At 34.4% G+C, this 20056-nt stretch carries 14 protein-coding genes; 6 read left to right on the top strand and 8 right to left on the bottom strand.

The window, feature by feature from the left end:
• Positions 1-258 precede the first annotated feature (258 nt).
• On the top strand, positions 259-1872 hold the full coding sequence (locus tag B5X62_RS04350) for a CTP synthase (RefSeq protein ID WP_079666171.1): 1614 nt from the start codon (positions 259-261) through the stop codon (positions 1870-1872).
• A 179-nt stretch (positions 1873-2051) separates the two neighbouring features.
• Complete coding sequence (gene yidC, locus B5X62_RS04355) at positions 2052-3842, top strand: membrane protein insertase YidC (RefSeq protein ID WP_079666173.1); 1791 nt, start codon at positions 2052-2054, stop codon at positions 3840-3842.
• A 306-nt stretch (positions 3843-4148) separates the two neighbouring features.
• Here yidC and B5X62_RS04360 read toward each other — a convergent pair whose 3' ends face one another.
• Positions 4149-4775, bottom strand: a complete 627-nt coding sequence (locus B5X62_RS04360) for a response regulator transcription factor (protein WP_079666174.1) — start codon at positions 4773-4775, stop codon at positions 4149-4151.
• Positions 4775-6496: a sensor histidine kinase gene (locus tag B5X62_RS04365; RefSeq protein ID WP_245797151.1), complete on the bottom strand. Its 1722-nt coding sequence runs from the start codon at positions 6494-6496 to the stop codon at positions 4775-4777. Before B5X62_RS04365 ends, B5X62_RS04360 begins: the two co-directional genes overlap by 1 nt.
• Positions 6497-6913: 417 nt before the next feature.
• On the opposite strand from B5X62_RS04365, the gene B5X62_RS04370 reads away from it, so the two are divergent.
• Both B5X62_RS04370 and B5X62_RS04375 read left to right on the top strand, forming a co-directional pair.
• Positions 6914-7972, top strand: a complete 1059-nt coding sequence (locus tag B5X62_RS04370; protein ID WP_079666176.1) for a T9SS type A sorting domain-containing protein — start codon at positions 6914-6916, stop codon at positions 7970-7972.
• 257 nt (positions 7973-8229) lie between these two features.
• A complete protein-coding gene (locus B5X62_RS04375; RefSeq protein WP_079666178.1) occupies positions 8230-9810 on the top strand; it encodes a GEVED domain-containing protein in 1581 nt (526 codons plus the stop codon).
• Between the two features lie 89 nt (positions 9811-9899).
• On the opposite strand, the gene B5X62_RS04380 is transcribed toward B5X62_RS04375, so the two are convergent.
• The 6 genes from B5X62_RS04380 to B5X62_RS04405 all read right to left on the bottom strand — a co-directional run bounded on the left by B5X62_RS04380 (position 9900) and on the right by B5X62_RS04405 (position 17629).
• Complete coding sequence (locus tag B5X62_RS04380) at positions 9900-10907, bottom strand: hypothetical protein (RefSeq protein ID WP_079666179.1); 1008 nt, start codon at positions 10905-10907, stop codon at positions 9900-9902.
• 11 nt (positions 10908-10918) lie between these two features.
• On the bottom strand, positions 10919-11203 hold the full coding sequence (locus tag B5X62_RS04385) for a hypothetical protein (protein WP_079666180.1): 285 nt from the start codon (positions 11201-11203) through the stop codon (positions 10919-10921).
• Positions 11204-11389: 186 nt separating this feature from the next.
• Positions 11390-14575 (bottom strand): efflux RND transporter permease subunit, encoded by a 3186-nt coding sequence (locus tag B5X62_RS04390; RefSeq protein ID WP_079666181.1) that lies wholly within the window; start codon positions 14573-14575, stop codon positions 11390-11392.
• A gap of 7 nt (positions 14576-14582) precedes the next feature.
• The gene (locus tag B5X62_RS04395) at positions 14583-15644 is read right to left on the bottom strand and encodes an efflux RND transporter periplasmic adaptor subunit (RefSeq protein ID WP_079666182.1); all 1062 of its coding nucleotides are present in this window, start codon (positions 15642-15644) and stop codon (positions 14583-14585) included.
• Between the two features lie 19 nt (positions 15645-15663).
• Positions 15664-17010, bottom strand: coding sequence for a TolC family protein (locus B5X62_RS04400; RefSeq protein WP_079666183.1), 1347 nt, complete (start codon positions 17008-17010; stop codon positions 15664-15666).
• A 22-nt stretch (positions 17011-17032) separates the two neighbouring features.
• Positions 17033-17629 carry a TetR/AcrR family transcriptional regulator gene (locus B5X62_RS04405; protein WP_079666184.1) on the bottom strand — a complete coding sequence of 199 codons (597 nt, stop codon included), beginning with the start codon at positions 17627-17629 and terminating at the stop codon, positions 17033-17035.
• 314 nt (positions 17630-17943) lie between these two features.
• Here B5X62_RS04405 and B5X62_RS04410 point away from each other — a divergent pair, with 314 nt between their 5' ends.
• Positions 17944-18783 (top strand): HNH endonuclease, encoded by an 840-nt coding sequence (locus B5X62_RS04410; RefSeq protein WP_079666185.1) that lies wholly within the window; start codon positions 17944-17946, stop codon positions 18781-18783.
• Between the two features lie 62 nt (positions 18784-18845).
• A complete protein-coding gene (locus B5X62_RS04415) occupies positions 18846-20051 on the top strand; it encodes an RsmB/NOP family class I SAM-dependent RNA methyltransferase (protein WP_079666186.1) in 1206 nt (401 codons plus the stop codon).
• Positions 20052-20056: the final 5 nt, after the last annotated feature.

Genomic DNA, 20056 nt, shown 5'->3' on the forward strand with positions numbered 1-20056 from the left:
AAATTTTATTGCTAAAATTTTCATAGCTATTTTGATATGAATTTTTTGATTCATATTTAAAGATTTAGCGGGCTAAATCAAAAATGTGAAATGAAAAATTAGCTTAAAAGAGCATCAAAATTTAGCAAAGACAGTTTAGCAGTAAGACTAAAAAACTTCGTTAAAATTTTTAAACTGACTCTAAAATTATTAAATATTTAAGAAGTCTAAAATTGCTTTTCTAGTCCGTATGCTTTAACTTTGCACAAACCTAATCTAATGAGTAAAAAAGAAACGAAGTACATCTTTGTAACAGGCGGTGTTACTTCTTCACTGGGTAAAGGAATTGTCTCTGCTTCTTTGGGACTTTTGTTGAAATCACGAGGTTTTAGCGTTACTATCCAAAAACTTGATCCTTACATTAATATAGATCCCGGAACACTTAATCCGTATGAGCATGGCGAATGTTATGTCACAGAAGATGGTGCTGAAACCGATCTTGACCTTGGTCACTACGAGCGTTTTCTTGATAGCCAAACAAGTCAAAACAATTCTGTAACAACTGGAAAAATCTATCAAACGGTTATCGAAAAAGAACGTCGTGGCGAATTTCTAGGCAAAACGGTACAAGTTATTCCGCACATCACTAACGAAATTAAGCGTCGTGTTAAAATTTTAGCAAAGAAAAATTACGACATCATCATCACCGAAATTGGTGGAACTGTTGGAGATATCGAGTCTTTGCCGTACATCGAAAGTGTAAGACAATTGCAATGGGAATTGGGCAAAAATAATTCGATGGTGATTCATTTAACACTGTTGCCATATTTGGCTGCAAGTGGTGAGTTAAAAACAAAACCGTCGCAGCACTCGGTTCGTCAATTGATGGAAAGCGGTATCCAAGCGGATGTTTTGGTATGTCGTACAGAGCACAAAATCCCGAAAGACTTGCGTGCAAAGTTGGCGCAATTCTGTAATGTTGCTTTAGAAAACGTGATCGAATGTAAAGATATGGACACGATTTATGAAGTGCCAGTTGATTTACAAAAGCAAAATTTCGATGAGGTTGTTCTTAAAGAATTAAACCTTCCTTATAATAAAGAAGCCGATCTTAAAGATTGGAAAACTTTCCTTAAAAAATACAAAAACCCGAAACGTAGCGTTAATATCGCTTTGGTTGGGAAGTATGTATCGCTTCAAGATTCTTACAAATCGATTGCAGAAGCTTTTATCCACGCAGGTGCAGATTTGGAAACCGATGTTAATGTGAAATGGGTTTACAGTGGCGATTTGACGGAAGATAATTTACAAGAAACGTTTAAGGATATCGATGGTATGTTAATTGCTCCAGGTTTTGGTGATCGCGGTATCGAGGGGAAAATCTTAGCAGCAGAATACGCACGTGTTAACAATATTCCGACTTTAGGAATTTGTTTGGGAATGCAAATTATGACTGTTGAATTTGCTCGTAACGTTCTTGGACACGTAAAAGCTAACAGTACCGAATTTGATACAGCGACAGTTGATCCAGTTATTTCGATTATGGAAGAACAGAAAAATGTTGTTGACAAAGGTGGAACAATGCGTCTTGGCGCTTGGAAATGTGCTTTGAAACCGAATTCTAAATTAGCGGAAATCTACGGTGTTAAAACAATTTCGGAAAGACATAGACATCGTTACGAATTCAATTCTGATTATAAAAAAGAATTCGAGGATAAAGACATGATGATTTCTGGTCAAAATCCTGAAACGGGACTTGCCGAAACCATCGAGTTAAAAGAGCATCCTTTCTATGTTGGTGTTCAATATCATCCAGAATATAAGTCGACGGTCGCAACACCGCATCCTTTGTTCAAAGCTTTGATAACAGCAGCTAGCAAGAAAAAGAAATAAAATTAATGAATGACCTAAAGTATTTTTTTAGGTCATTCGTCTTATTATCAGGATGATAAAGATTAGTCAGCTAAAAGTAGTTATCTGAAAAATAAATCTTATTTTTGTCCTCTTAAAATTTAATTAAAAAGAATTAGAAATTTTCGGATTTCGAATTCAGAATTTTCAAATTATTACGAATGCAACAGAACAACGGACTGGACAAAAATCAGTTAATTAGCTTCGGTGTACTATCTCTACTTTTGATAGGTTTTATGCTCTATTTCCAAAATAGACAAGCCTCAACAGAACAAGAGAATATCGCTAATCAAGCTAAAAAAACTGAGCAAACAACGGCGGCTAAAGCTAATGCTGCAACCGAGCTTAACGCAAATGTTACGCCCAACGCGATACAAAAAGTTAATCTTAAAAATGATGAGCTTAGCTTAGAGTTTTCTAGCCTTGGTGGACAAGTGTCTTCTGTGAGACTTAACCAGTACAACGCTTACGACGGTAAAAATAAAAACAAACCTCTTTACCTTTTCAGTAACAAAAATGCTGAATATGGTTTTGAGTTTAAAGATAAAGCTGGCAAAATCGTTAACACAAAAGATTTGGTGTTTACACCAAGTGTTGCTGGAAATACGGTGACGTTGACAAGCCAACTTAGTGGTGCGACCATCCAATTTATCTATACATTAAGTCCAAAATATACTTTAGATTTTAAAGTAAGAACACAAGGTTTAGCAAATTTAACTTCGGATAAAAATGCAACTTTCAAATGGAATTACAACGTTAGAGAATCTGAAAAAGGTCGTGCACAAGAGCAAACGCATACCGAATTTACTTATGCTTTTGACAATTATAAAGCTTACGATTACGATGCACGTTCTGAAATGGACGAAACTAAAGAAACGCTTAATTGGATTGGTGTTAAACAACAATTCTTCGCAGCGGTTATCGAAGCGCAACATGGTTTTACACAATCTAAAGGTTATCAAGACAACATCGAAACTGGAGAATATCTTAAAAAATTCAATTACGATGGACAAGTTGCCTTTACAGGTGGAGAATTTAACCAAGATTTCGCGTGGTACTTTATGCCATTAGATTTACCTTTATTAAAATCTTACAATAAAAACTTTGATGAAATTTTGCCGTTAGGTTGGTCATTTATTGGATCACTAAACAGACATGTTTTCATGCCGATGTATAACTTAATTTCATCTTGGGGAATTGCAGCTGGTTGGGCGATTTTCATCATGACGATTATTGTTAAATTAATACTTTCGCCCGTTATGTACAAGCAACATAAGTTGAGTGCAATGATGAAAGTGATTCGTCCAGAGATTGACGAGGTTAACAAAAAGTACAAAGATGCTGACCCAATGAAGAAGCAGCAAGAGACAATGGCGGTCTACCGAAAAGCCGGCGTTAACCAATTGGCAGGATGTCTTCCAGCATTGGTGCAGGTTCCGTTATTTTATGCTTTGTTCCGATTCTTCCCGAATATGATTGATCTTCGTGGGAAAAGTTTCTGGTTTGCTGAAGATTTAACAGCTTATGATGATTTAATTAAATTACCATTTAGCATTCCTTTCTTAGGAGATCATTTAAGTATTTTCGCATTGGCGTGTACAATCGTTATCTTAATTTATACGATGATGACGGCAGGTAACATGCAACAACCACAACAAGAAGGTATGCCGAATATGAAGGTGTTAATGTACATTTTCCCAGTTACATTCTTATTCTTCTTGAATACATCTGCATCTGGTCTTTCTTGGTATTATTTTGTATCGAATGCGATTAACATCATTATCATTTTGGTGATTAAATATGTGATTTTGGATGAGAAGAAAATTCATGCTCAAATCCAAGAGAACAAGCAAAAAGCACCAAAACCTGAAGGTCGTTTCCAAAAACGTATGAGAGAGATGATGGAGCAAGCGCAAGAGCAACAAAAGCAACAACAAAAAAATAAGAAATAGTCTTAACTATCCATATTAAAAGCGAAATCGAAAGGTTTCGCTTTTTTTTGTTTTAAACTAAATACAACTCATCATAAAATTTAGACATAAAAAAACCTGCGAGATTATCGCAGGCTTGGTTTTACATCATTTGTGTTTAACTTAAAACCAGTTTACCATGAATTTGTGCTTTTGAACAAAAGTTTGAAACTTGTTTTTCGTTTCTCTTTCGTTGATACAAATGTACGCTAGCTTTTAAGAGTTTAAAAATAAACATTGTCGATATTAGTCGCTAGTGATGTCGATATTTATCTACAAATTTTAGCTTTAGTTACTTTTGATGATTTCGATAAGTTCCACAATATTGTCAATGTTTAGCTTGTCAAAGATTCTTTTTTTAAGGGTGCTAACAGTGTTTTGTTTGATATCAAGTTTGTTGGCAATTTCCAGATTACCGAGACCTTTGACGTAGAGTTTTGCAATTTCTAATTCGCGTTCTGTAAGTTGTTGCAAAGGATTACTAAAACTAGGATTTCGTAAAGAGTCTAGTAATAGAGCTTGCGTAGTTGGCGAGAGATATTCGCCGTCGCTTATCATTTTAGAAATCGCATTTTCAATAACCTCTTCGTCGCTCATTTTGCTCAGAAAACCGTTAGCACCAGCATTGATGAATTTAAGAGCGTTTGCTTTCTCATCGATTCCAGTTAAGATTAAAATCTTGATATTGGGCTTTATTTTTTTTATTTCGGGGATAATCGACAGACTATTTCCATCAGGAAAATGCGCATCAATAATAGCGATATCGATAGGAGAGGATTCTATTTTCTCGATTACTTGCGATAGATTGATGGCGTATGTAATTTCAGAATTTAATTCTAAATCTTCAATTAAAAATGTAATAGCTTGTCTTATTAAACTATGATCATCTGCCAATAAAAAATTAGTTTTTTCCATTATTTTAGATTTAAATAAAGAGAAAATTTAACCTTAGTTCCTTTTGCAATTTTGCTTTCTACGGCAATAGTTCCGTCGTATAATTCGACCAATTCTTTACAAAGACTAAGGCCTAATCCTGCACCTAGATTTTCGACTTCGTTAGACAAAACGCCTTGATAATAAGGTTCGAAAATGTTTTTAAGATCCGACTCCGAAATTCCTGCGCCAGTATCCTTTATTTCCGTTGTTAATAAAATACAATTGTTGTCAACAGTTTGCGTTTTAGAAATTAAAGAAATTTTTCCATTTTCTGTAAACTTGTTGGCGTTTCCGAGGATGTTCATAAAAATTTGATTAATCTTTGTATTATCCGAGAAAACATCAAGCTTTGGGTCGATGTCAATTTGTGTATCAAATTTGTTGTTTCGCGTTTCTATATAGGCTTCCATCGACGTTGCGATGTTGCTAATTTCGTTTTTAAGATTGAAAATAACTGGTTGTAGTTTGTTTTCAACGTGTTGATTTTTGGTGTATTCCAAAATTTGATTGGCTTGTAGCAACAGACTATTGTTGGTGAAACTTATAGATTTAAGATAATCTTTAATACTTTCGTCGTTGGTTTTTTTGTTAATTCGGTTAATGAAAATCCCGATAATCTTTAACGGAGATCGCATTTCGTGGCTTAACATACCGAGAATTCTGTTTTTGAAATTCAGGTTTTCATTAATTAAAACATTGGCAGCTTTTAATTTTTTCTCGTAACCAAATGCAATTCTGGTCATGTACATCAAAAGTATCGAAGCGATAAACATGAGTGACATCGCCGCAATCGCAAAATACATTCTAACTTTATTATTCTCCGAATTTTGTTTAGCAATTTCTTTTTCTAAATCATGTTTTGCATTTTTTATAGAATTGTCGTAAAGTCCCATGACATCATTGCTGTATAGCAAAAGTTCGCTAAACAATTTGTTGTTTTGGTTGACGCTTTGGAGGTTGTTATTTGCGCTTTTGTCTTTGTTGTTTTGCGTTTCAATAATCTTTTTTTCAACACGTCGTACTTCAGTTGTGTAATGCTTTGTTGCTGAGTTTATAAGACTATCCATATCGTTTTTTAAGCGATCAGCTTCGCTTTGGCGTTGCTTCATGGTGATAACCGTGCTGTCTTTTCTCACGTTTTCGTTGCCAGATATTGCATCTTTAAGACGCCCAAAAAGTCCTTTTTTCTTGATCGTATCTTTGAAAACTTCGGTATGAACTTCAAAATTATCAGGGTTGTAATCGAATTTGTATTTTTTGATTTTTATTAAATCATTTTTTGACTTGTTCTGCGTCCAATCTTGGTTTGACGAGTTGGAAATCTGTGATGTTGAGTCAATAAGCACTTTAAATTTTTTAAGATTAAGCGCAGGTTTGGTTTTAAAATCTAAACTTTTGTTAAGTTCAGAATTTTTAAATTTAAAATTATTGACTTTGTCAAGTGTAATATTAAGATTGTTGATTGCAACAAAATAATTGTCCAAGTCCTTTTTATCGTCGGTAGTTAGATAATTTTGGAAATGCGTGTTGGCAGCAAAAAGTTCTTTTCGAGATTTGTTAGTTAGGTTTTCTAGATCATCGATTTCCTTGATCTGGTTTTCTATAAAATCTAGATTTTTACGATTTCTAAATTCATTATATATAAAAGTTGCGAGAGCTACTTGTATTAATAATATGCAGATAATTAGTGAGTAGTGCACTTTTTTCCTTAATCGAAAATTATTATCGGACGAGGTCATAATTTGATTACAGTATTGTTTTTTTTCTTCATTCAGTTTAACTAACAAAAATAAAGAAATCTGATGAATTATCACTTCTTTATAAGCCGAATCTGTTTATTGTAATTATTTTATTCTTTTGTATGATATTGTTTAGATTTTAAGGATATTGTGTGTTGTTTTTAAATAAAATCAATACGATGTGTGGTTATTTTGGTTTTGTTTTACCTTATATTGGTTTATGTCTTTTTTTTAGTCTTTTTAAACGTAGTTATTGTAATTGAGTATTTTTAACATAATCTATTGTAATATGTGGTATTGTAAAATATTGTAAATAAATCTTGTGTGATATTTATTAAATATATAGTTTTGTTAGACTAATGATTAATACTATTTAATATGAAAAAAATTCTATTTACTTGCCTTATGGCAGCAGCGCCAAGCTTTTTCCTTGCACAATCTGTTTATTCAGATAATTTCGAAGCTTTAACAATTGGTAACTTGGGAACTGATATTACGGGAGCAACTCCAGGTCAAGGAGGATGGTATACAACAGCGGCAACAGCAGCAGCTAATTCGGCGGCTAGTAATTTCCAGATTGTTGCTAATAATGCAACGCATGGTAAAGTTTTATCTATTTTGGGTTCTGCGGGAACAACGGGAACAAAACAAGTTAATCAGAACAGCAAATTGGTATCTGTTTGGGGATCAAGAACGGCTGGTAATGATGTTCTTCAATATGAGTTTGATGTTTTCAGTGGTGCAGCGACAGCGTCTCAAAATACTGGTAGAATTTATCTTTGGGATAGTGTGGCTAATAAATGTTTGATTGGTTTTGCATTTAATATGACAACTAAGCAACACACCTTAATTGCATACTCCAATCCTGCTGATGTTAATGGAAGTACTGGTGAAGATGGTAACTGGGGTTATACTTTTAACCAAGCTTTAAACGCAAATACTTGGTATAAAATTGGTTTCGCATGGGACTCTGTTTCTGGAGAAATTTCTTACAAAATTATTGATGAATCGACTGGTCAAACAGTATTAGATGAAGTTTATCAAGGTAAAGGTATGGGTGCTACACCTGATCTTGCGAACATTCAAGTTTTAGCTGTTCCTAATACGACTGTAACAAGTAATACTGTGGCTGCAAATGTATTGTTTGACAATATTAAACTTAAAGCAACTGATATGGTTGATCTTTTAGCGGTTAATGATGTTACTAATAGCAAGCTTAAAGTAAGTATGTATCCTAACCCAACTTCAGATTTTATTAAGTTTGATACAACTGCTAAAATTGATGCGGTTGAGTTATATGATCTTTCTGGAAAATCTGTTGATGTACAACTGAAAAACAATGAGGTTGATGTTAGAAAACTTCAAAAAGGTGTTTATCTTGTTAAGGTTAAAATGAATGATGGTTCAACAAGTACTAATAAGATAATCAAAGAATAATCTAATTAATTTCTTTAAATACTACAATCCGACTTCGTGAGAAGTCGGATTTTTTTGTTGAATTACGTTATGATTTAAATTCTTGAATTATTTTGTTTTCTGAAATTAACTGTAATATGACTAACAGAATTAATGTTTTATAATTATTTCAAGTAATTTAATTTGTTATAATTACTTTTAAGTGAAAAATTTATTTAAATAATTTGCTTAATCTAGATATTTTTTTAGTTTTGCATTAATTAACTAAATATATCAAAATGAAGAAAATTTTACTAAGTTGTTTCTTGGTTGCTTCTTGTTTTTCGCAAGCACAAGTTATGGCGCTAGAGAGTTTTGAAGGAACTATTAGTTCGGCTTACAGTTTATCAGGAGGTATTAATCCAAATGTTTATACTTTATCGCCGACATCGTGTGATGGGATAAAGGCTGTTGGAGGTTTTTTGGATGGTAGTAGTGATGCTGTCTCTAAAACGATGGACCTTGTGTATACCAAACCAGCAAATGTAACATCTAATGGTGATAATATTACCGTATCAATATCGTTGATTACGATTAAAGACCCTGAAGATACTACTGCTGCAATAGGTGGTGTTATTACGTTAGATTATAGTATTGATAATGGTGTAACTTACACTAATTTCACAACTAAAAATCTTAATCCAGCTGGCGATGGTTGTACAGAAGTCGCAGGTACGATTCCTGCTTTGCCTAATGTACAGAATCTTAAAATCAGAGTGAGAACTGTTGCAACATCAGGCGCGCAATATAAGTTTGCTAACTTCTTCGATAGTTTTAACATTATCCAAAACACAACCGTACCACCAACATGTACTAACGTCGATGTACCAGCAAATGGCGCAACAAATGTTTCTCTACGTCCAACTTTATCTTGGCCAGCTTCTCAAGGTGCTTTTGCTTATTTGTTGAGTTTAGGAACTACGCCAGGTGATGACGATATTTTATCAGAATCTGTTAATACCAACTATTTCAACGTAGGTAAAAAGATGACATTACCAGCTGATACTAAGATCTATGCACAGGTTATTTCTGTTAATAATGTTGGCGCAACACCTAGTTGTGAGGATATGTATTTTACAACAGGAGCTAATCAAGCAGCACCATATTGTGGTCCACTAATCGGAGAAGCGACTTACCCTATTACAAATGTTAATTTTGCAGGTATCAATAATTCTTCAAGTGCTAATATTAATACAGGTGAAGCTCATGAATTTTTCTTAAATACAAAAGCGACAGTTAAAAAAGGTAGTACTTACCCAATTACTTTAAGTGGAACAGGTGAAGGAAACAACAGATTTGGATATACAGTATACATAGACTGGAATCAAAATGGATCTTTCTTGGATGCTGGTGAAGCTTATTTTAAAACTTCTGATTTTGCAGGAGGTTCTGGTGCGACGGTTACTGTTAACAAAAATATTGCAGTTCCGGCAACCGCTAAATTAGGTGATACAAGAATGCGTGTTAAGTACAACTTTAATGCTTCTGCAACGGAAACAGGTGATGAGCTAAGTTCTTGTTTAGATATGACATACGGTCAAACGGAAGATTATACGGTAACAGTTATTAACGATCTAGCAACTAACGAAGCTAATAAAACGTTTGCAATTGTATACCCAAATCCTTTCTCTGACGTTCTTAAAATTTCTGATGCTAAAAATGTTGCGTCTATCATAATTACAGATATCTCTGGAAGAACAGTTAAGACTTTAGCACCGGCTTCAGAATTGAAATTGGATGATCTTAAAAAAGGAGTTTATTTAGTTACAGTTAAGTTAAATAACGGTACGTCAACAACAACGAAAGTTATTAAAGAATAACTCATTTGAGTTTTGTTTATTGTAGTAGGCCGACTTCGAAAGAAGTCGGTTTTTTTTTTTAGGTTTAAATTTTAAAAGTAAAATAAGCTCTAAGGCTTACGTGGAAATAAATCTTTTAATTCGATAGATGTGTCGCCACGAGAAATTTCGCAACGTGTAAAGTTGCTTTTATCGATTATGAACTTAATCGTGATTGGATAAGAACTATTAATTTCATTTAATTTTCGGAAAGCCTCTAAAATTTGTTGTGAGTTTAATTCATATGTAACGGAGTAATTTCTATCGTTTTTCCAACTGATATAAAAATCTTTGGGAATAGTACGAAGTTCTATTTTTCTATCTTTTTCGAGATCACTTATGGCATATTCTGCGTGCGAAATGGCATAGAAACTGGTGATGCTATCTTCAGGATCTACTTTTTCTATCTGTGCTCGCCACCAATATTTATTGCTTATAAGTTCTCCAAAGTCGAATACTTTAGTTACACCATCATAATCGTTATAATGGCTATCAAGAGATTCTTTATTAACTAATTCTTCAATAGTACCAATTGTTTCTTTGGCATTAAAGGAAGCGATTGTTGCATAATTTAGATTGTCATTCTTAGCCTGATTTAGTTTAAGTAAAACTTTTCCTTTATTTTGAATTTCAATGAAGAAAGCAGGACTCTGCTTATTTCTTAGGACTAATTTTCTAATCTTTTCGTAGGGCAATTTGGTTGTAAGTTGATAAAACTTACGTTCATTTCCAGAAAAGAATCTTACACTAAGTGAGTCGGGAAGTAAATCTCCATCATAGGTCGAAAATTTAATTTTAACACTATCAACAGTATTAACAATCTCGCCAGCCTCTTTTTTGGAATCGTAATTGAGGTTTTTTTGAGATTTATCAAAACGGTTAAAAAATGAGGCATCAATAATCTTGATCGCGTTGACATCATCTTTTGAAGAATCGGCATTGCTACTCAGGATATAGGCTTCCCAAAGGAGTTTGTCTTGCTCTTTATTTTTGTAACGAACAATGAGATTTAGTATTAAAATAAAACCTAATGCTATCGCTAAAAATATGTTGAAAAAATCGAGTTTAGAAGTCTTCATATTCCTAATGATTAATGTTGATAAGCACGCCCTAAAGCACCTAGATAGCTGATAACGGCAAAAGCGATAACCGCAACTATTATTAAAAATATACTGAATCTTTTAAAGCTTTTTTGGTAGCGATGATTGTCTAATGTTGCTGAAAGTCCAATCGAAATCACAGGAATAGTTAAAACGATTAAAACAAAAGCACCATCTTTTTTTAGAAAAGAAGAATCAATATAATCGAGATAATACAATGCGCCAATCTCTATACAAATGAGCAAAAATATTGTTATAAAAGGATTGTCTTTCATGATGCGTTGGTTGGCGAAATTTGTCTTTGATTGATATTATTGATTCTAATATAGAAAATAATAAAGTTTTGTTTTTAATATTTTTTGTTAAAATTTTTAATTTTAAGTATAACTGTTTCTTATATAAAAAAATCCCACTGTCAAAAGACAATGGGATCTCGGGTTAAAATAATTGATTAATAAAAACTAATCAGTATGTTTTGGCGTAAAGCCGTCTTCACTTAGTTCTTTGTGATCGTAGTCTGCAATCATTTCTGCTTCGTAATCGACTTTTTCATCTTTCCCGAATCTTCTCAACATCGAGTCAAATAAAGAATATACAACTGGTACGATAATCAAAGTCAAGAATAATGATGATGTCAAACCACCAATAATTACCCAAGCAAGACCGTTGTTCATCTCAGCACCTGCACCTTTTGCTAATGCAATCGGGATCATACCGAAGATCATCGCAATTGTCGTCATCAAGATCGGACGAAGACGTGCGTGGTTGGCTTGTATCAAAGCATCGTGAGTATTAGCTCCAGCTGCTTTTCTCATGTTAGCAAAGTCGACAATCATAATCGCGTTTTTCGCAACTAGACCAATCAACATAATCATACCTAACATGGTAAAGATGTTTAATGAATTTCCTGTTAGTGCAAGAATTACCATTACCCCAATTAACGCCAACGGAATTGAGAATAATACTACAAACGGATAAACAAAACTGTCATAAAGCGATACCATTACTAAGTAAACCAAAATAATAGCTGCTAATAAAGCGATACCTAAAGTACCAAAACCTTCTGACTGGTTTTCCATATCTCCACCCCATATGTAATCTACACCTGCAGGTTTTGTTTTTTCATTGTTCATGAACATTGCTGCCCATTCGTTTGCAACGTCTCCCGAAGGACGACCAACTACTTTAGACTGAACTTTAACAGCAGGTGATTTGTCACGACGTTGTAACAAACTCGGTCCAGAGCTCATCTCAACATTTGCAAACTGGCTTAATCTAATTTGCTCTCCATTACTGTTTGTGAAGATTAAGTTTTTAACATCATCAATAGATTTTCTACTGTTGTCAGCAAATCTAATGTTGATATCATATTCGTATTCACCGGCACGGAATTTACCATCAGTGTTACCGTTGAAAGCTGTCTGCATCGCTTGACCAACGCTAGAAAGATTTAATCCTAGAGCCGCCATTTTATCACGGTCGATGTTAACACGGATTTCTGGGTTACCAGTATCGGTTGACAATTCTGAACCAATAGCACCAGGCACTTTTTTCAACAAGGCTAAAATACGTTCTGCTTCTTTAGTTGCAGTCTGTACATCTGGCGCAGTTACTACCATTTCGATAGGTGCTCTTTCCGCACCCATAATACCGATTGGCGCAGTTTTAAACTCAACACCAGTGAATTTTTCTTCTAATTGTCTTTTAATTTTTGCAGATAAGATATCTGTACTTTCGCTTCTTTCTGCTTTATCCGTTAAAATAACCTGAATCTCAGATTGATAAGCTGTTGACTGAGCCGCACCCATACCACCAGACTGTTGACCAACGGTTGTAATCATATTGACAACTTCTGGATATTGTCTCAAGAATTTTTCAACATCTAAAGTAACTTGGTTGGTTTTCTCAACAGAAGCATCTTTTGGTAATTCCATTTGAACTAAGAATTCACCTTTATCTAATTTAGGGAAGAATTCTCCACCGATAAATCCAAGTCCAACTAAGCTGAATGATGCTATTAATACTAAGAATGTTACAATAACAGTCGTGATTCTTCGTAAAGTTGTTTTAAGACACCATTCTAGGATACCAGTAATCCAATGTGTGAAATTATCTAATTGTTTTTCGAACCAAAGGATGAATTTTTCGAACAAGTTTTTACCTGTTAAATGCTCTAATTTTCCGAATCTTGATGATAACCAAGGGATAATCGTAAATGACGCCAACAATGATAACAAAGTTGCAATAACTACCGTGACACAGAACTGTGCTAGGATGTTTGCTACTAGACCTGTACTCATCGCAATTGGTAAGAATACCACCACAATAACCAACGTAATCGCTGTTACAGTAAATCCAATTTCTGAAGCACCATCATAAGCTGCACGGATTTTAGATTTACCCATCTCCATGTGACGGTAGATGTTTTCCAAAACCACAATCGCGTCATCCACCAAGATACCAACAACCAATGAAAGTCCTAGTAAACTCATCAAGTTAAGGGTGTAACCCATCAAATTCATACCGATGAAAGCTGCAATTAATGACATTGGGATTGCAACCATTACGATAACTGCGTTACGGATACTGTGTAAGAATAATAACATTACTACCGCAACCAAGATAATCGCTAAGAATAAATCAAAGATTACGTGGTCCGCAGCCGCTAATGTAAATTCTGTTGAGTCGTTAACGATGTTCAGTTTAATGCCTTGAGCAGCGTAGTTTTTCTCAACTTCCTTCATTGTTTTCTGAATGCTTTCAGAAACCGCAACCGCGTTAGCATCCGATTGTTTTTTAACCTGAATTAAAATCGTAGGAAGCTGGTTATAACGTGCTAATTTTTCAACATCTTGTGTTGTATCAAATACTGTTGCAATGTCAGATAATCTAACCTGTGCACCATTGTTAGATACAACCAAGTTTCTCATGTCTTCGATAGACTTGTATTTACCAGCTAATCTAATTGTAGATTTTGAAGTTCTAGTTTTAACACTACCTGTTGGGAAGTCAAGGTTTGATGATAAAATCGCTTGTTGAACTTGCCCAATAGAAAGTCCATAACCTTGCAATTTTTTTTCATCAATATTAACTTGAATTTCTCTTTCTTGTCCACCAACAAGATCAATTTGCGCCACACCATTTACACGAGAAAATGTAGGCTCAATTTTTTTATCTAGTAAGTCGTAAAGCTCTTTATTATTAAGTTTATCACTTCCGATACTTAAAGTCATAATTGGTAAATCATCCAAAGAGAACTTATTAAGAGACGGTGCTTTTGCATCCTCTGGAAGGTCGGATATAATAGCGTTAACTTTACGTTGCGCGTCATTTAATGCAAAATCTACATCGGCTCCAGGATTCAATTGGACCATAATTACCGAAAGACTTTCATAAGATGAAGCTTCTACTTTTTTTACGTTTTCTAAAGAACCAACGGCATCTTCAATTTTACGAGTAACCGATGTCTCCACCTCACTTGGCGAAGCACCTGGATAAACCGTAGAAATGGTTACCATGTTGGTTTCAAATTTTGGGATTAGCTCGTATCCCATCATGGAATAACTCAGCAATCCGCCCAACGTTAGCAATGTAAATAATACAATGACTAAGGTTGGTCTTTTAATCGATATTTCTGCTAACTTCATGTTTAATCTACTTTACAATATTGACTTTTGAACCATCGTTAAGGTTGATTTGTCCGCTGGTAATAACTTGTTCGCCACCGTTTAATCCAGCTAAAATTTGGACTTTATCACCATAAACTTTTCCTGTTGTTACTTTGATCATTTTCGCAGCACCGTTGTCCACGATAAATAATTGACCAGAGCTAACACCATTAACAAAAGCGTCCGCAGGTACAGTTAACATATTTTGAGTTTCGGCACCATGATTAGTTTTAAAGATAGCAGTTGCGTACATACCTGCTTTCAATTGACCATTGTTGGCAACTTCGATCTCAACTGGGAAGTTAAGAGAAGCGTCAGCTTTAGGAGCGATAAAAGTAATTTTACCAGCGAAAGAATCTTCAGGAAGTACGTTAACATTGATTTTAACAACTTGACCTAATTGGATTCTTCCAACTTGGCTTTCGTCTACCAATACTGAAAGTTTAACCGTATTAATATTTACAATTTCGAACATTGGCGTACCTGGAGATACAACAGCGCCTGGCTCGATCAATCTTTTGTTAATCGTTCCGCTGATGCCTGCACGTACAGTTGCGTTGTTAACTCTTACACCTTGTGCACGAACTGCTGCCTGTGCATTTTTAAGTTGTAGTCTAGAGTTATCCACTTGTTGTTTTGTAACACCTCCAGTTTTGAAAGCATTTTCGTAACGTTGGTTATCGATAATTGCATTTTGAAGGTTGTTTTGAGCTTGTGTCATATCTACTTCAATAGCATCTTTTTTGATGGTTGCAACAACTTGTCCTGCACCAACGCGAGAACCTTCTTTTACAAGAACGCTAATAACACGACCTGCAATTTCTGAAGAAAGATTGGTTTCAGCTTTTGGAATGAAAGTACCGTTAGCCGAATAATCTGTATCGATGTCTGAGCGAGAAGCTGTAACAACATTTACGTTAATCTTGTCAACTTGTTTCGCTACTTCTGCAACAACTACTTTTTGTTCTTCTTTGTTACTTGTTATTTTGTAAACAAATAATCCTAAAAGGATTGCCGCAACGACGATATATATTAAAGTTTTTTTCATTTTCTGAATCGTTTATTTATTATGGTTGTGTTAATGTATTAAGTTCTCCTTTAGCTTTTATTAACTGGATTTCAGCTTGTTTGTAATCTAACAATGCGTTTGCATAATTTTGTCTTGCTTGCGTTAATGCATTTTCTGAATCTAAAAGTTCAGTTAGGTTTGCAAGTCCATATTGGTAGTTAGATTGCGTGTTTTTTTGTACTTTTTCTGCAAGTTCAACATTGTCTTTCATGCTGTTAAGATTAATTAAAGCATTTTCGATATTGGTTACAGAGTTTTTGTAATCTAAGTTCAAGCTTTGTTTTGTATTTTCGATATCTTGTTCTACATCTAGAATATCAATCTCCGCTTGTTGGATTCTTGCTTTTGTAGCACCACCAGTAAAGATTGGGATGTTCACATTTAATCCAATTGAAGCAAAGTCACTCCAATTAACACCATTGCTAGAACCATTGGTTAAAGGAAACTTGGTTCCCATACCGTAAAAACCATATTGTCCTTGTAGACCAACTGTTGGATAAAGTGCTGCTTCAGTAGCTTTTTTATTAAACTGAAGAAGTTCTTTCTGCTTTTCTAAAACTTTAACCTCCGAACGGTTGTCTATATTGGCTAAAGATTCGATAAGCTCAGGCTTTGGCTCGATGCTTTTCTCTTCTAAAGTAATTTCGGTCTCTACCGGAATTCCCATATAGAATTTTAAAGCATTTTTAGTTAATTCTACAGCGTTAATAATACGTTGCTTGTTAGATGCGATGTTAGTTAGTTGTACATTAGTTCGGTCTAAGTCAATTTGTTTTGCAAGACCATTATCAACAAGACTTTTGATGATATTTCTAACTTTCTCTGTATTACTATAACTAGCTTCTAGTGTTCTAAGATTTTCTTCTTGTACAAAAACATTATAGTAGGCAGTTGCTACATTGGTAATGATTTGTTCATTAGTCAACTGTGCGTTAAGAACATAAAATTCTCTAGTTGACTTTGCTGCTTTAAGACCAATAAAAACTTTTTGATCAAAAAGTGCTTGGTTAACTGTTGCAGCGATGTTAGACGTCCATGGTTGTCCCATCTTAACCACCAAAGTCTGATCTCCCATTTGTAAAACGGACTCTTGGATAACTGGGTTGTAAGTAAGGTTACCGCCAACTTTCACCTGTGGTAATGCACCAGCTCGAGCTTCGTCGATTTTGTACTCTGCTTTTTGCACTTGCAAAGCAGCTTTCTTGGCTTCGGCTTTGTTAGCTAATGCCTTCTGAATTGCTTCTTGTAAAGAAACAGATTCTTGCGCATAAGCTGAGAACATGCCGAACACTAACAATGCTCCAGATAAGAAAATCTTAGCTCTGGAAGTAGTGTAATGTTTCATAATATATAAATTCTACGTTATCTTAATTTTTAAAAATAGTACTCAAGATCACTTCGCGTCTTTCTGACAAAAGTTGATCAAATTCTTTATCCGAAATTTTCATCGTTTCTTTTAACAATGGACGCATACACGTCGGGAAAGAAACTAGAGAAGCTAAATTCAAAATAAATTGTTGTGTACTAATCGGGTTGATATTTCCTTTCGAAATCTCTTCTTCGATTTCGGTTCCCATTTTAGCAATATTTTCGTCAAAATTTTCGGTCTTGTGATAGACGCAACCTTGATTCATTTGTGTGACGATGTATATTTCTAAATAAGGATATTGCATTGATTTTGAAATCGAATCATCAATAAAATGTCCCAACTTATCACGAAAGCTCGAGTTAGAGTTAATAATTGCTTCCGATTTTTCTTTTTCTTTTCGTAAAGCTTCTTCAAAAACTGAATTGAAAAGATTATCTCGTGATCTGAAATAGTAATTAATCAAAGTACGGTTAACGCCAGCAGCATCGGCAATCTCCTGCGTTGTCGCATTGAATTTGCCTTCCCCGAAAAACAGCTTCTTTGCGGTTTTGCGGATAAGTGCTTCTGTATCGTCTTTTTTAATTTCTTGACTCATTTAATTATGTTTAACAAAAAAGTTTGACAAAATTATTAAATTTTCATATTTAACAAAAATGTCAACAATCAATTAACAGAAAATTAACAATTAAGTGCAGGTTATTACTATCTGTTGTTCACCAATACCTAAAACGTTATATTTGTTAATGCTTGATAATTAGTTTTTAAGACTTAACTTATTCGATTTCAATGGTATTAATAATTGTGCCACTTTTTGTTTTTAAATATAAAATATGTTAATAATCATGTTTTTATGTGATAAATAGCTTTTAAAATAAACATTATTCTTAGTTTTGTTAAAAATGTAATAATGTGGATAGAAATAATGTAATTTGGAAAGAATATTCCATTAATGGTACTGAAGATAAAAGTATGCGCTTTGAATTTTCTAATTACGGCGAAGTCAAATCTTTTAACGTAAATAATCCAAAAGGTAGATTGATAAATGGAGGATTACAAGGCGGTTATCCGATTATCCGTTTCAAGATTCTAGGTGAAATGGATGAGGTTTCTGCAAGTGTTTTAGAAAGTATACAAAAAGAAATTGATGCGTTACGGTCGGAAATAAAAGAAAAAAATGCACTTCTAAAAAAGAAATCCACAACCTACGATGAAAGTCGAAAGATTGAAAGAAGTCTGAATCCTAAAAAAGAATCTTTAGAGAAAATCCTAAAAAAGATGTCTAAAGAACGAGCCAAGATTAACAAAAAGCGATCTATCTATTACCAAATCTTAGTGCATAAAGCGGTTGCTGAATTGTTTATCCCGAATGATGATCCCGAAGACAAACAGTTTGTACTTCATCTTAATTTTGATAAACAAGATAATCGTGTGGAGAATCTAGCTTGGGCGACCAAAGAAGAAGTGCTAGAGCACGGTCGAAAAAGTCCAAAGTGGATCGAGCATAATCTGAAGCTAGAGCGTCGAGATAGACCTAAAAGAGATCATGCTAAACTAACATACAGCGATGTCGTGTTTATTAAAAGAAAGTTAGAAAAAGGCGAAACAATGGCTAGATTAGCTAGACGATTCGGGGTGTCATCAATGCAAATACATCGCATTAAAACTGGGGAAAACTGGGGCGATGTCAAGCTGACTTTTAGCAAAGAAGAAATAGAATTACCAGAAGTATTATCCGAAGTTCAGAATTAATTTCTGAACTTTTTTATTTTTCGTAAATTTGCAGTCTTCTATATTATAAGAAGTTTTACTTTATGGAATTAATACATCGCAATCTTCTCATAGGCATCCACGACGCTTTGCAAGAGACCTTTTTTCAAGATAAAAAATATGCTGACAAAGTTATCGAAAGACTTTTGAAAGCGAATAGAAAATGGGGAAGTCAAGACCGACAAGTTGTTTCGGAGATTTTTTACAACATTATCCGTTGGAAAAAACGTCTGGAATATTATATGGGCGAAGGTGTGAAACCAAATAATGTTTACAAATTAATTTTGGCATATTTGCTTTGGAGTAAGTCGCATTATAAAAAGTTTGAAGAATTTGATGGTGTTAAAACGGCTGATATTCTTAATAAACTTAAAAAAGGTTACATCCCAACAAAGGCTATTGAATATTCGATTCCAGATTGGTTGGCAGAAACTATGGAGAAAGAATTGGGACCAAAATGGGAGAAAGAGATGTTAGCGCTTAACGAGCAAGCACCGACAGTTCTTAGAACCAATACTTTGAAAACGTCGCCGAAAGAATTGGTGGCGGACCTTCAAGACGAGGGCGTTCCTGCTTTTACGATACATGGTTATCCAGATGCTGTTCAGTTGGAGGAAAAGAAAAATGTGTTTTTGACATCGGCTTTCAAAGATGGATTATTCGAGGTTCAAGACGCGTCTTCTCAAACGATTGGACAACTATTGGATCCGAAAGAAGGAATGCGCGTTGTTGATGCTTGTGCTGGCGCAGGTGGGAAGACTTTGCATTTAGCAGCTTTGATGAAGAACAAAGGTCAAATTATCGCATTAGATATTTTTGAATGGAAGTTGGCAGAATTAAAACGTCGTGCAAAACGTGCTGGCGCTCATAATATCGAAGCACGTTTTATTTCGGATTCTAAAGTTATTAAACGACTTCATAATACAGCGGATCGATTGTTAATCGACGCACCTTGTTCTGGACTTGGCGTGTTGAAACGTAATCCAGATTCTAAATGGAAAATCGACCAAGATTTTATTGATAGAATTAAAAAAGAGCAAGAGCAAATTCTTAAAGATTATTCTAAAATTATTAAAAAAGGAGGTCAAATGATCTATGCAACTTGTTCAATTTTGCCATCGGAAAATAACCTTCAAGTCGAAAAATTCTTAACCAACAATCCTGATTATTCTTTGGTTAAAGAAGAAAAAATTATGCCTAGCCAAGGCTACGACGGATTCTATATGGCTTTGATAAAGAGAGATAATTAAATTTA

This window comes from Soonwooa buanensis (assembly GCF_900167905.1).
In the GTDB taxonomy this organism is placed as follows: Bacteria; Bacteroidota; Bacteroidia; order Flavobacteriales; family Weeksellaceae; genus Soonwooa; species Soonwooa buanensis.

Excerpts from the sequence above, each read along its gene's own strand:
- B5X62_RS04350 (WP_079666171.1), top strand. The coding sequence starts at position 259 with ATGAGTAAAAAAGAAACGAAGTACATCTTTGTAACAGGCGGTGTTACT.
- yidC (WP_079666173.1), top strand. The coding sequence starts at position 2,052 with ATGCAACAGAACAACGGACTGGACAAAAATCAGTTAATTAGCTTCGGT.
- B5X62_RS04360 (WP_079666174.1), bottom strand. The coding sequence starts at position 4,775 with ATGGAAAAAACTAATTTTTTATTGGCAGATGATCATAGTTTAATAAGA.
- B5X62_RS04370 (WP_079666176.1), top strand. The coding sequence starts at position 6,914 with ATGAAAAAAATTCTATTTACTTGCCTTATGGCAGCAGCGCCAAGCTTT.
- B5X62_RS04375 (WP_079666178.1), top strand. The coding sequence starts at position 8,230 with ATGAAGAAAATTTTACTAAGTTGTTTCTTGGTTGCTTCTTGTTTTTCG.
- B5X62_RS04380 (WP_079666179.1), bottom strand. The coding sequence starts at position 10,907 with ATGAAGACTTCTAAACTCGATTTTTTCAACATATTTTTAGCGATAGCA.
- B5X62_RS04385 (WP_079666180.1), bottom strand. The coding sequence starts at position 11,203 with ATGAAAGACAATCCTTTTATAACAATATTTTTGCTCATTTGTATAGAG.
- B5X62_RS04390 (WP_079666181.1), bottom strand. The coding sequence starts at position 14,575 with ATGAAGTTAGCAGAAATATCGATTAAAAGACCAACCTTAGTCATTGTA.
- B5X62_RS04395 (WP_079666182.1), bottom strand. The coding sequence starts at position 15,644 with ATGAAAAAAACTTTAATATATATCGTCGTTGCGGCAATCCTTTTAGGA.
- B5X62_RS04400 (WP_079666183.1), bottom strand. The coding sequence starts at position 17,010 with ATGAAACATTACACTACTTCCAGAGCTAAGATTTTCTTATCTGGAGCA.
- B5X62_RS04405 (WP_079666184.1), bottom strand. The coding sequence starts at position 17,629 with ATGAGTCAAGAAATTAAAAAAGACGATACAGAAGCACTTATCCGCAAA.
- B5X62_RS04415 (WP_079666186.1), top strand. The coding sequence starts at position 18,846 with ATGGAATTAATACATCGCAATCTTCTCATAGGCATCCACGACGCTTTG.